Consider the following 12818-nt stretch of genomic DNA (forward strand, 5'->3'; position numbering starts at 1 on the left):
CTGTTTTTTTTCCTGTCGCGCCCATGAAGAGTAGTGGATCCGGCAGTAATGTAGTGCGCGCAGGATCAGCGAAACGACGTGCAGCTAAATCCTGTCGCGCCCATTTGAGAAGTGGAACGGCAGAAATGCGATGTGCGAAGGATCGACGAGCGAAGCGAGTCCAAATCCTGTCGCGCACACTTGATAAGTGAAGCAGGCTTGATATGCAGCGTTTACAAGCCACATCCTGCCGCGCGCATCGGATATGAACGAGGGGCCGTAGCTCAGTTGGGAGAGCGCAGCGTTCGCAACGCTGAGGTCAGGGGTTCGAACCCCCTCGGCTCCATATAAATCGCCACCATAGCTCAGTTGGTAGAGCACGTCATTCGTAATGACGGGGTCGCCGGTTCAAATCCGGCTGGTGGCTCTGGTGCCCCGTGGTGTAACTGGCAACACGCCTGATTCTGGTTCAGGAGAGTCTAGGTTCGATCCCTAGCGGGGCAATAGTCGGAGGCTGTAAGCCTCCACTTGGAGGGATGGCCGAGTGGCTTATGGCGGCGCCCTGCTAAGGCGTTGGTGGCAACACCGCGTGGGTTCGAATCCCACTCCCTCCGTTGAAAGAAGAGCGGTTCGGTTCTTGGAGTTCGAGCCCACGTGATCTGCGTAGCAGATCACATAGTGGGTTCGGCTCGGAGCGACCGAGGAAGAGGAGATGACCGAGCGAAGCGAGGTCAATCCCGCTCCCCTGGAAGTTCAGTATCGGGGACGAGTGGCCGAGTGGCTTAAGGCGCACGATTGGAAATCGTGTGGACATTGTCCGCGTGGGTTCGAATCCCACCTCGTCCGTAAGAAAGGCAGTAAGGTTCTAATTTGAACCCACGTGATCTGCGAAGCAGATCGCAAAGTGGGTTCGACTCGGAGGGAGCGGAGAGGACCGAGCGAAGCGAGGTCAATCCCACCCCGTCGGTAATAAGTACGTAAGACCCGAGTAGGATCCGGGGCGTGGCTCAGTCCGGTAGAGCGCTGCGTTCGGGTCGCAGAGGTCCCCGGTTCGAATCCGGGCGCCCCGATTAGTTGGAAGAAGTCCGCCGGGTATGGCGCCCGGATTCGAACAGACGGTCAGACTGTCGTTTGGACGAGCACTGCGCCCGGCCTACCGTTGGTAGTCCGGGCTTTGTTGTTTGGAGCGCTGGCAGAATGGCTAATGCACTCGCCTCGAAAGCGAGCGTCCGAAAGGACTTGGGGGTTCGAATCCCTCGCGCTCCGTTAATGCCCTCTAGGTCTTGAGACCCGGAGGGCTTTTTTGTGCACCTCGGTCACCCCGCCGGCATCCCCGAATTCCAGACATCTGCCACGACACCCCACGACCCGTCCGGCTGCTTGTGCCAGACGTGGAAGTCCCTGACGATATCACGCCCGGGCTCCGAGCCCTCCCGATTGATCGTGATATCACCGATGGCCAGCGTCCACCCCATGTCGCCGGATGCCGACACCTCGACGCGCACGAGCTCGAAGACCAGTTCGACGCCGGGCGTCGAGATGAAGCCGAACCGGTAGTCTTCGACTTCATCGATCCCACGTACCAAGTCCGCATTGGGCGGGACCATAACGGCCGTGGCGTCGTACATCGAAACGACTTCCGGCGCATTCTTGGTGCTCGCGGCTAAGTGGTAGGCTTCCGCGGCAGCTCGCAGGGCGACGCTCTCCGCTTCACGATCAAAGGCTGGAGCCTCGGCGGTGTCCGACGCACAGGCTCCTAGGGCGAGTACCGCGATGATGGTGGTGAATCGTGTCATGGCGCTGTGGGGTATTGGAGGGGTCTCGTGGCTCTTTAGGTGATATCGTCCACCTTGGACGGTGGCAACCGTGTGCGTTCCTTGCGTGTTGTCGGCCCATGAGATATTGAGGGCGGCTGCGGCTCCACTTGCCTGGTCGGCCTACAATGAGCAATCGTGACATCACCACGCCCGTGCATCTTCTTTCCCCCCCCCCTCAACTCAGTCGAGATCGCCAGTGATTCAGTCGCGAGCCCGAACCTTTTTTCGGACCCTCGTTCTCCTCTCCGTCGCGAGTTGCGGCGGCGCGGAGGACCCGGTGACGATCGTCGACGTCACGCCTACGCCTCGGACCATCGGCGTCACGCCGAATCAGACCACGATGACCTTCGTCGGGCAGACGGCGAGCCTGCGTGCTCTGATCCTCGATCAGAACGGGACGACGTTCGCGGGCGCCCCGACGTGGACCACCGGTGACCCGGCGGTCTTCACCGTGAATGGCTCGGGAGTGGTGACGGCCGTCGCGAACGGAAGTGCCACGGTGACCGCCACGTTCCAGGCCCTGAGTGCGACCGCAGAGGTGACCGTAGCCCAGGTGGCCACCGTAGTCACGATCGTTTCTGGCAGTGATCAGACGGCGATTGTCCGTGAAACGTTGCCGACGCCCGTTGTGGTGCGCGTGACCGACCAAGGGGGTGCGCCAGTTCCGGGTGAAACGGTGACGTTCACACCGGGCGGGCAGAGTGGCACGGTGAGTGCCTCCTCCGCAGTGGCTGATGCGAACGGTGAGGCTTCCACTGTATGGACCCTGGGCGAGGTGTTTGGCGGACAGTCATTAACTGCCTCCATCGCTGGCGGCGCGAGCGCTACGATCGGTGCCACGGCTCAGTCAGCGACTCCGATCCCAGACCTCAAAACAGGCGGCACCCTCATCGTAACCAGGGCCGACCCGAGCTCACTCGAAAGTGTGGACGTTCAGTTCACAATACGAAACGATGGAAATGCGTCGACTGGCGCAGGATACCGCGTTCAGCTGACAGCGGACGGAACGGAGATCGCCACCAAGGCCATGAGTGAACTTGCGACGGGAGCTTCTGAGACCGTCACCTTCTCCGTCGGACCGTTTGCCGCGGGGGTGCGGCAACTCGCGGTGAACATCGACGCGGACGGCGAGATCGTGGAAGGTGACGAAAGCAATAACACGACGCTCCGCAACGTCACGGTCATTGAGCAGTCTGTGATTCCGGCCGGAACGACAGGGGTCCTTTCTGGGACAACTGACGATGAGTTGCTGTTCAGACTCGAAGTGCCGGCGGGCTCACCGAGTATTCTGACGTTTGAGATTACCGGAGGCAGCGGGGATGTGGATCTGTTCGTTGAGCGGGGCGACCGACCGACGAATCGCGCAGAATACAACGATTGCCTGAGCGGGAACTCGACCAATGAGGAGCGCTGCCAGATCGGGAGTGCCCAACCCGGGATCTATCACATCCTCCTGCATGCGTTCAGCACGTTCTCCGGGGCCACCATGAGTATCACGCTCGGTGGCGAGGTGCTGCCGTTCAACATTGAACTGGTCTTCCTCAATCACGGAACGGCTGCGCAGGACGCCGCCGTGACGGCTGCAGCTGAACGCTGGATGTCCATTATTCCGATAGACATCCCCAACATCGACTTCTCTAATCAGCCGATCTCGGCTGACGCGTGTACCGAGGGCCAGCCCCTGTTCACGGGTGAGGTGGACGACCTCAGGATCTACGTGACTATTGAAGAGATCGATGGAGCGGGCATGACCCTGGCGTCGGCCGGGCCGTGCGTAAATAGGGGCCTTACCAATCTCCCGGCCATAGGCTCGATGAAGTTCGACGCCGCGGATCTGGACGACTTGGAGGCAAGCGGAGGTCTGATTTCTGTGGTTCTCCACGAGATGGGGCACGTACTAGGCCTAGGTACCATCTGGGATGGACGTGGGCTACTCCAAAATCCTTCGCTACCATCCAGCCCTGGGGCGGACACTCATTTCACAGGTGAGAAGGCGATCGCGGCTTTCGACGCGGCGGGTGGTTCCAGCTACACCCTCGGCCAGAAGGTGCCGGTGGAGAACACAGCCGGTGAGGGGTCGAGCGATGCCCATTGGCGCGAGACGCTTCTTGGGCTGGAACTCATGACTCCCTTCTTCACGTCGGGGGTGAGTAATCCGTTGAGTGCGATCTCCATTCAGTCGATGGCGGACGTGGGTTATTCGGTGGATGTCTCTCAAGCCGACCCGTATTCCGGCTCGTTCTCGTCACCATCCAGAGCCCCGTCGAAACTGACTCCGATTCTCGATTTTGGTGATGACATCAGAAAGGGGCCTGTTTTCGTGGTGGATCAAAAGGGACGTGTCATCCGTGTCGTGAACTGAACCGGTCCTGAACGTGGAAATGACTGACCCAGTGCTGGCGACGGATCGCCTCCTTTTGCGCGACTTCGAGCCTGGCGACTATGAGGCGGTGCACGCCTATGCCGCAGACATCGAAGTCGTGCGCTTCATGTCGTGGGGCCCGAACACGGAGGTAGATACCCGCGACTTCCTGGAGCGGGCGGCGGAATCGGCCGCGGCTCGGCCGCGAATCGGGTACGAACTTGCCGTGGCCCACCTTCAAGACGGGCGCCTGCTCGGGGGTATCGAATTGAGCCTCGCCGCAGAAGACAGCCAGCAGGCCATGCTCGGATACTGTTTCAGCCGGGAAGCTTGGGGGCAGGGATACGCGACTGAGGCGGCGGAAGCCATGCTCATGTTGGGCTTCGACGTGTTGGGCTTACACCGTGTGTGGGCCGGTTGTGATTCCCAGAATACCGTTTCGGCTCATGTGTTGGAGAAGATTGGAATGAGTCTGGAGGGGTGTATGAGGGAGGACGTGCGGGTCCGCGGGGAATGGCGCGACACTCTTCTGTTCGGGATCCTAGAGAATGAGTACAAGGCGCGCTTGAGCGAATAGCCCTCGCGAGGTCCTCTGCGAGCGGTCTCGTATTTGTGTAAGCATATGCGAGCCGGGCTGTACATAATCCTGCTCAAGCGACCCTCGCATGGGCCGCAGATTGCTCCGAAAATGATTTGCAGCCATGCGTACATACCAGAATTTGTCGAATCAGCATGGCTGCCTTTGCCCGTCTGATTGCCGCCCCTCTCGTGGCGCAGGTGCGGGTAGGCCGAAATGACAACGCAGCGGACCCGGACGACGTGCCCGAAGTGACGCTTGCCATGATGGGGAGCGGCGTTCAGCTGAACACCGGCCCCGCGACTGTTGCCTGGAATCCTTCGAACACTGTCAGTGGTGACTACACGCTCAAAGGCACGTTCACGCTTCAGGAGCCGAGTGATCACAACAACGACCTCGGCCTCGTCTTCGGCGCGGGCGCCCTGGGCGATGATAGCCAGGACCACATGTACTTCCACACGCTGCCTCGCAGGGGCATGGCCGCTCGGGCCGACGGCATCTACGGTGTGCGCGTAGGCCACCGGATTTCTGGTGTCCTCGTTGAGGGGCGCAGCGTCTCACACTAGTCGCTGAAGCACACGAAACGGCAGCGGCCTCATCGCCTACAGGGTGGTGTGGCCGTTCCCTTTTCGGGCTCGTCGGAATCCACGAGGTTGCACGCCTGATGTGACTAACGATTGGACTCGAATCCCTTGGAGTCGATGTGACCGCGCTGCTCTTCTCTCTCGCCGTTCTGGCCCAGGTGCCCGCTGACACGCTCCGGTACAGCGGCCGCGACGGCCAGTTAGATGTCGATCCGCCTCGGATCGAGTCTCCATCGATTTCAATCGATGCGCGCCTGGACGAAGCTGAGTGGGCGCAGGCTGCGGTTCTGACCGGCTTCACACAGTACACCCCGGTGGAAGGAGCGCGGGCCTCGGAAGAAACAGAGGTACGTGTCTTCTATTCTTCGGACGCGATCTATTTTGGGTTCCAGGTGTTCGATTCCGACCCCGAGAACATTTTGGTGCATCTCACGGAACGGGATGCCTCGACCCGCGTCGATGATTGGGTGCGTATCATGCTCGATACGTTCGACGACGAGCGCTCTGCGTACTCGTTTTTCGTGAACGCGTATGGCATTCAGACCGATGGGATGTGGCTGGAGTCGATAACACCCATGGGCGGCCCGACTGGGCCGAAGGTGGACTTCAATCCTGACTTCATCTGGGATTCACACGGACGTGTGACGGAGGACGGGTGGGTCACCGAAATCCGGATTCCTTATGTGTCGCTCCGATTCCCCGATGTGGAGCAGCAGGACTGGGGTATCCAGATTGCACGTGGCATCATGCGGACGAACTTCAAGTCGACGTGGGCACCACTCACGCTCGACGTTTCCAGCGTCTTGGCGCAGAGCGGTAGATTGCGTGGGCTTCGCGGACTGAGGCCCAAACGACTCATCGAAATCAATCCGGTGACGACGGCGAAGCGCGAGGGCTTCCGGACGAATGGTGTCTTTTCTAGGGACGATCCCGATCCAGAAGCGGGCATCAATGCGAGGATCGGCGTCACACCCAACCTCGTGTTGGACGCCACACTAAACCCCGATTTTTCGCAGGTTGAGGCCGACGCGGATCAGGTTCAAGTAAACGAACGGTTCGCGCTCTTCTTCCCCGAAAAGAGGCTCTTCTTCTTGGAAGGCGCCGAGATCTTTCGCAGCACTCAGAACCTCGTACACACGCGCCGGATCGTGGACCCGATTGCTGGGGCGAAGCTGACAGGAAAGATCGGCAGCTTCAGTGTGGCGTACCTAGGCTCTGTGGACGAGAGTCCCACGTCGGTCTTCGGTGGCTCCTCGGACGCCGTATTCAACCTCATGCGCGTCCGTCGCGACATCGGTGCTGGTTCGAGCGCGGGCATCCTCTATACGGACCGCACGCTGACCGAAGGAGGCGGCTTCAATCGAGTGCTTTCGGGTGATGCCCGGATGCTCTTTGGCGGTCGGTACGCGCTCGAAACGCAGTTGACGGGGAGTTGGACCTCCTCTGGAGCCGCTGGAGAGAGTGTCGAGATCCAACCCGCAGTCACTGTGAGCTTCAGCCGCAGTGGCTTGAATTACCACTACAGTGTGCGCTTTGAGGACATCGATCCTGATTTTCGCACCCGCAGCGGCTTCATGCCTCGAGTGGGGGACACACAACTCTCAACTGTTGTTGGGTTCGATCGATATGGTGAGCCGGGTTCGTTGGTCGAGCGTTGGGGGGTCGAGTTTCGAAACAACCACTTCTTTGACCACGACGAATTCTGGGACGGGGGCTCGGCGGACGACTGGGAGCTCGAATTGTGGCCAACCATCGCGCTCCGAGGAGCCCGAAGTGTGTCCTTTATTCTTCGATGGGGCGGTTTTCGCTTCCAGCCGGAGGATTACGGGGCATACCAGGTGGAGGGCCCAGCCGGTGGTGCTCAGCCGTTCACGGTACCGGGTGAAATCGATCGGATGCTGGGCCTAGCTGCGATCCCAAAGATCCGCATCAACGACAAAATCAGCCTGAATGGAGTCATCCTTCTTCGAGAAATTCCGCTCTTCTCCGAAGGGGGCCTGGGATGGGAGAGGCAGTTCTCTCCAAGTGTCACGATCCAGCCCAGTGAGGCGCTGCAATTAGTGGCGGGTTACTCCTGGGCGAAGCTCTGGCGTCGGATAGACGACTCACTGTTCAGTACAGTGCACCTTCCCCGCCTTCGTGTGCAGTACCAGGTGGGTCGGTCGGTCTTTGTCCGGGTGGTCGGGCAGTACGATATTGAGGAACGCTCCGCACTTCGTCACCCCGAATCTGGCCAGCCGATTCTGGTAAACGGAGTGCTTGAGACGGCGCGAGATCGGGGGGACTTCCAAGGACAAGCGTTGCTCTCGTACGAGCCGTCTCCTGGCACTGTCTTCTTCTTCGGTTACAGCCGAATCATGGATGGACTGTCGGGATATGCGCTTGGCCCGAAGCGGCTTCTTCAGGACGGGTTCTTCGTCAAGCTCTCTTACCTGTTCCGGATGTAGTGACCTTTGCGGCTCTCACAGCGTAGCATCGCCCTCTTCTGGGCGCCCTTGGCAGCCACGTGGGTAATGATGGCGACCGAAGGGCCGCTCATAGCCGCGGTCATCGCCCGCATGCCAGATCCGACGTTTAATCTGGCCGCCCACGGCGTGACGTTCGCGCTGGCGATCCTGATCGAAGCGCCGGTCATCATGTTGATGAGCGCAGCCACGGCACTGGTCCGCGATCGCACCAGTTTTCTTAAGCTGCGGAACTTCGCGTTCGCGCTGAACTTCCTGTCGACTGCCGGCCTTCTCGTCCTTCTGATTCCAAGCGTGTTCAACTGGGTCACGGGATCTCTGATTGGATTGCCGGCAGAGGTGTCGTCTCTGACCTATGGTGCGCTGTGGTTCATGCTGCCATGGCCGGGAGCCATCGGGTATCGTCGCTTCCTTCAGGGAGTGCTGATCCGGGCGGGAAAGACCCGCCTCGTCGCGTGGGGCACCGTCATCAGGCTCATCGCGATGGCCCTCGCGTCATTGTGCGGTTTCCTCTGGCTCGACATACCGGGCTCCTGGATTGGAGCGATGGCTCTCGGGATTGGGGTCAGCGTGGAAGCGGTTGCGGCCCGATTTATGGCGGCTCCAACGGTCCGCGGCCTGCTTGACAGGAAGGGTGACCTGGAGGCTACGGGACGTGAGATATCGTATCGGGACATCGCGTCTTTCTATCTCCCGCTCGCGCTCACCTCGTTAATTGGGCTGACCGTGCAACCGTTGCTGACGTTCTTTATGGGTCGCAGCGTCGCCCCACTCGAGTCGTTGGCTGTCTTCCCGGTCGTGCACTCACTCTCGTTCTTCTTCCGCTCAATGGGACTGGCTTTCCAGGACGTCGCGATTGCTCTCATGGGGGAGCGGCTCGAGAACTTCAGGGAACTGAGGCGCTTTGCATTGACGTTGGGTGGTGCGACCTCGCTGGGGATCGCACTGGTTGGTTTCACGCCACTGTCCCATGTGTGGTTCGTGCGCATCTCCGGCTTGACCCCAGAGTTGACCGCATTCGCGCTAATACCGACGCGCCTACTGGTACCGTTGCCGTTCCTGTCTGTGATTCTATCGCTTCAGCGCGCAATACTTGTGCAAGGGCGTCGCACCAAGCACATCACGGTCGCGAGCGCGGTCGAGCTTGCCGCGGTTGCGCTCGTATTTGTGAGCTTGGGCTGGGGGCTCAACCTAGTCGGGGCGACTGCCGCTTTTGCTGCATTCCTGGGAGGACGGCTGGCGAGTAACGCCTATCTGCTCCCGAGTTGCGCCTCGGTGATTCGCACAAAATCGCGCGACAGTTAGGGCTCTAGTCGCACGAGGCCGTGGTGGTCGACATTTGCTGCGAAGCCGACGCACTCAGGATCATCGTCACCATTCGCGAAGACTTCGCGCATCGCGGCGGCCACCAGATCTGTGCGGCTGACCGGACACATAGCGATGAGCCCGGATCCTGCACCGGAGACCGTGACAGCCCACGCTCCTGCGTCGTACCCAGCAGCGATTGCGTTATACGCGCCCGGGATCATGGGCAGTCGATGTGGGACGTGGAGTTCGTCTTCCGCCCCAATCCTGAGCAACTCTGGATCACCGCGTGCCAGGCCCTGAACTAGAGCTGTCGCCCTAGCGATCGATCGGGCCGCCGTGTCGTGTCCGACGTGCTTCGGGAGCGCTTTTCGAGCTGAGATGGTCGATATGCCTGCGGGTGGCGCGGCGTATGCGAAGCCTATCATGTCAGAGAGCTCGAGCTTCGTGACGAGGGGGCGGATGGCGCCTGGCAGCACGGCTCGCAGCCCACCGAAGAGACAAGGTGCCGCGTTGTCACCGTGCCCCTCGTGCTCATAGGCGGCGCAGAAGGCGGCGTCCCGGTCTTCTGGCAGGCCCCTCACCGCTAGAGCAAGGTCGATACCCGCGAGCACTGCAGCGGCGGATGACCCGAGCCCCCGAGCAACGGGGATCGTCGAGCTGAGGTGCACCGTGCCTCCAGCCTCGAGGCCATCCTTGCTCAAGGCCTCCATAAATGCGGCGGTCACGAGGTCATTCTCAACAGAGTCGGTCAGCTTCTCGAGTGTTCCAGATCGCTCAACCCTGAGAACTTGGTTGCCGGGCTCGTATCGGACGTCCAGGTAACGGTTCAACGCGAGGCCGATGGTGTCGTATCCACTGCCTAGGTTCGACGTGGAGCACGGTACCCGGATTCGCGCAGCGGCCAGGTCACTCAATCGTGTCGATCCGGCTCAAGATTGCCTCGATATCACTAAGTGTGGGTGCCGCTTGTAGGAAGTGTTCGTCCTTGCCGATCACCGATGCGAGCCCCGGAGGGAGCGGGACTTCCACGCCAATAGCCTGCTCGACCACTTCAGGGAACTTAGCCGGGTGTGCCGTCGCCAGCACGACGGTCGGGACACCGGCGGGAGCGGGGCGGCGCTGTTGGGCACGGTAGGCGACGGCTGAGTGCGGATCGAGCACATATCCCGTTCGTGAGAAGACATCACGGATGGTCTTGCGAGTGTCGTCGTCGTCGATCGCGTGGCTGGAGACGAAATTCTGGAGGGGCTCAGGGGAGACTTCGTGCATCCAGCGGATACGCTCCAGATTGCTTGGACTGCCAACGTCCATCGCGTTTGAGATCGTGGATATGGACTCTCGGTCGCCAACCATACCCGTATTCAGGAACGTCGCAAACGAGTCGTTCACGTTGGTAGCTGCGAGGAAACTATGAGTCGACATTCCACAGCTGCGGGCGATTATCCCCGCACAGAGATTGCCCAAGTTGCCGCAGGGGACCGAGAATCGTGGAGGGTCGTCCAGGCTGGCCGCGGCGAACATGTAGTACAGAGCTTGAGGCAAGAGTCTGCCGATGTTGATCGAATTGGCCGAGGTCAATCTGTGTTGTGCTCGTATGGATGCGGACCCGAAGGCTTCCTTCGCCAGGCGCTGACAGTCGTCGAAGGTTCCGGCTACTGCGACGGATGTGACATTGTCTCCCAGGGTCGTCATCTGGCGGCGCTGACGTGCGCTGACGCCATCGCGGGGGAAGAGCACGACCACCCGATATCCGGGTAGGCGGTGGAATGCGTTCGCCACCGCGCTCCCAGTATCACCGGAGGTGGCCACGAGGACCGTCCGGGGCGAAGTCGAGTTGATGTCATAGGGGTCTATCGTCGACATGAGCCGCGCCATAAAGCGGGCTCCGAAGTCCTTAAACGCGTGCGTGGGGCCGTGGAACAGCTCAAGCACGTGTACTCCCGGATCGACCTCAATGAGAGGTACCGGGAATGTCAGAGAATCAGCGACGACCGACGTAGTGATCTCAGATGGGAGTGAGTCCTCTAGGAGGTCGGAGGCTGCCTTGCAGGCCACCGAGAGGAACGCCGGCTTCGACCCATGCTCTGATAACGGCCGGACCCGGGGCATAGGATCGGGCATGTAGAGGCCGCCGTCCTGCGCGAGGCCCTCGAACAGAGCTGCCTCGAGCGAGGCTTGGTTTCCGCGGGTACTAGTGAAGGTGCCCATGGGGTGAGAATGTAGCGATCTGAGCGTGGCCGCAGAATTGCCAGGGCCGATGTGGCCGTCTAGCGTCCCCAAGTGGCCTGGCCCCGCTTGGAGAGAGGTTGTTCAGAACACGGCTCCTGCCCAGCCATCGAGTTCATCGCAACCCCACACAGATATCGACAGAGGAACAGCAGCCCTCGATCAACGTGGTGAAGGCGTTGGTAGATGGCCTTCTTCGAATCCTCAATGATGTTCTCGATGTCCCGAAAAGCGAAGCAGGCCAATTCGATCTGGAGTCGATCGCTTTTCAGCTCCACGACATGCGGAGCGAGGTCACGCGGGTATTTGGTCCGCAGGCCGCGGGACTGAGCTCCTGATTGCCGCCGCCGAGGTCCCGCCCTGCGTGCACGGCGACCCGGTACGACTTCGTTAGATCATCACAAACCTTCTGTCAATTGCGGTGAAACTCATGGACGGCCGTGAGACCGTGCTCGGAGTTTCACAAGTCGATTCTGACGAAAGCGGCGCGCGTATCCAACTCAGCGTTAAAGACACCGGTATCGGCATTCCGAAGGAAAGCCAGGATCGAGTATTTGGGGAATTCGAGCAGGCTGATCAGTCTGCGACCCGAGTGCACGGGGGCTCTGGGCTCGGGCTGACCACCTCCCGACGCTTGGAAGTAGGGGACGAGGAGATCGTGGATACAACGCTGGCTGTCTATGCATCCGAGGCGCCAGGGATCATGGCGCGCATCACAAATGCCATGACCTCCGGAAACTGCGACGAGATGCGAGCAGGGCACACAGCCTCCAGTCTGCGTCAGGCACCATCCGGGCGCACCACCTCCCTGAATTGCTCCGTAGGCTCGAGGAGTTGGGTCGAGAAGGTGAGGTCGCCGCTACGACAGAGTTTTTTCAGGAGGTGTCTGCAGAATACCACGCCGTGATGGCGTACCTCGCTGATCAATAGCTGCTTGACTGCCGACTCATGGGGCCCAACGCAAAACACCGACGCCCCTTAGGGCGTCGGTGTTTTGCACATCAAAAAAGGCCAGGGGCTATTTCTTCTTCTTGCCCTTGGCTGCGGCCTTTTTCTTAGGAGCAGCCTTCTTGGCTGCGGCCTTTTTCTTAGGAGCAGCCTTCTTGGCTGCGGCCTTTTTCTTAGGAGCAGCCTTCTTGGCTGCGGCCTTCTTCTTAGGAGCAGCCTTCTTGGCTGCAGCTTTCTTCTTAGGCGCCGCCTTCTTGGCTGCGGCCTTCTTCTTAGGAGCCGCCTTCTTGGCTGCAGCTTTCTTCTTAGGCGCGGCCTTCTTGGCTGCGGCCTTTTTCTTAGGAGCCGCCTTCTTGGCTGCAGCTTTCTTCTTAGGCGCGGCCTTCTTCTTAGGAGCGGCCTTCTTAGCTGCAGCTTTCTTCTTAGGCGCGGCCTTCTTCTTAGGAGCGGCCTTCTTGGCTGCAGCTTTCTTCTTGGGCGCGGCCTTCTTAGCTGCAGCTTTCTTCTTAGGCGCGGCCTTCTTCTTAGGAGCGGCCTTCTTGGCTGCGGCTT

Annotated in this window: 10 protein-coding genes and 7 tRNA genes; 13 read left to right on the forward strand and 4 right to left on the reverse strand. The window is 60.3% G+C overall.

Annotation, left to right across the window (positions count from 1 at the left end; all coding sequences use genetic code 11):
* Nucleotides 1-252 precede the first annotated feature (252 nt).
* From P8L30_00870 to P8L30_00900, 7 genes are all read left to right on the forward strand, one after another.
* Nucleotides 253-325: transfer RNA gene (locus P8L30_00870), tRNA-Ala, on the forward strand.
* 8 nt (nucleotides 326-333) lie between these two features.
* Nucleotides 334-406 (forward strand) — tRNA-Thr (locus tag P8L30_00875).
* Nucleotides 407-410: 4 nt separating this feature from the next.
* Nucleotides 411-483 (forward strand) — tRNA-Gln (locus P8L30_00880).
* Between the two features lie 26 nt (nucleotides 484-509).
* A tRNA-Ser gene (locus P8L30_00885) sits at nucleotides 510-593 on the forward strand.
* 149 nt (nucleotides 594-742) lie between these two features.
* A tRNA-Ser gene (locus P8L30_00890) sits at nucleotides 743-825 on the forward strand.
* 150 nt (nucleotides 826-975) lie between these two features.
* A tRNA-Pro gene (locus P8L30_00895) sits at nucleotides 976-1049 on the forward strand.
* Nucleotides 1050-1162: 113 nt separating this feature from the next.
* Nucleotides 1163-1245: transfer RNA gene (locus P8L30_00900), tRNA-Ser, on the forward strand.
* A gap of 50 nt (nucleotides 1246-1295) precedes the next feature.
* Here P8L30_00900 and P8L30_00905 read toward each other — a convergent pair.
* Entirely contained in the window at nucleotides 1296-1775 is a 480-nt protein-coding gene (locus P8L30_00905) for a nuclear transport factor 2 family protein (GenBank protein ID MDG2238757.1), read from the reverse strand.
* Nucleotides 1776-1992: 217 nt separating this feature from the next.
* Here P8L30_00905 and P8L30_00910 point away from each other — a divergent pair, with 217 nt between their 5' ends.
* From P8L30_00910 to P8L30_00930, 5 genes are all read left to right on the forward strand, one after another.
* Nucleotides 1993-4158, forward strand: a complete 2166-nt coding sequence (locus P8L30_00910) for a CARDB domain-containing protein (protein MDG2238758.1) — start codon at nucleotides 1993-1995, stop codon at nucleotides 4156-4158.
* Between the two features lie 19 nt (nucleotides 4159-4177).
* Nucleotides 4178-4735, forward strand: a complete 558-nt coding sequence (locus tag P8L30_00915) for a GNAT family protein (GenBank protein ID MDG2238759.1) — start codon at nucleotides 4178-4180, stop codon at nucleotides 4733-4735.
* A gap of 155 nt (nucleotides 4736-4890) precedes the next feature.
* Nucleotides 4891-5301 (forward strand): hypothetical protein, encoded by a 411-nt coding sequence (locus tag P8L30_00920; protein MDG2238760.1) that lies wholly within the window; start codon nucleotides 4891-4893, stop codon nucleotides 5299-5301.
* Between the two features lie 137 nt (nucleotides 5302-5438).
* Nucleotides 5439-7766 carry a DUF5916 domain-containing protein gene (locus P8L30_00925; protein MDG2238761.1) on the forward strand — a complete coding sequence of 776 codons (2328 nt, stop codon included), beginning with the start codon at nucleotides 5439-5441 and terminating at the stop codon, nucleotides 7764-7766.
* 6 nt (nucleotides 7767-7772) lie between these two features.
* Complete coding sequence (locus tag P8L30_00930) at nucleotides 7773-9089, forward strand: hypothetical protein (protein ID MDG2238762.1); 1317 nt, start codon at nucleotides 7773-7775, stop codon at nucleotides 9087-9089.
* Here the strand turns inward: P8L30_00930 and thrB are convergent.
* Nucleotides 9086-10006, reverse strand: coding sequence for a homoserine kinase (gene thrB / locus P8L30_00935; protein ID MDG2238763.1), 921 nt, complete (start codon nucleotides 10004-10006; stop codon nucleotides 9086-9088). The genes P8L30_00930 and thrB overlap by 4 nt on opposite strands.
* The gene (gene thrC / locus P8L30_00940; protein ID MDG2238764.1) at nucleotides 9999-11300 is read right to left on the reverse strand and encodes a threonine synthase; all 1302 of its coding nucleotides are present in this window, start codon (nucleotides 11298-11300) and stop codon (nucleotides 9999-10001) included. Before thrC ends, thrB begins: the two co-directional genes overlap by 8 nt.
* 98 nt (nucleotides 11301-11398) lie before the next feature.
* Here thrC and P8L30_00945 point away from each other — a divergent pair, with 98 nt between their 5' ends.
* Nucleotides 11399-11656 (forward strand): hypothetical protein, encoded by a 258-nt coding sequence (locus tag P8L30_00945; protein MDG2238765.1) that lies wholly within the window; start codon nucleotides 11399-11401, stop codon nucleotides 11654-11656.
* 680 nt (nucleotides 11657-12336) lie between these two features.
* Here the strand turns inward: P8L30_00945 and P8L30_00950 are convergent.
* Nucleotides 12337-12818: hypothetical protein (locus P8L30_00950; protein ID MDG2238766.1), on the reverse strand; the 482-nt coding region annotated here is incomplete at its 5' end.

Source organism: Longimicrobiales bacterium (assembly GCA_029245345.1).
In the GTDB taxonomy this organism is placed as follows: Bacteria; Gemmatimonadota; Gemmatimonadetes; order Longimicrobiales; family Gaopeijiaceae; genus CALFPJ01.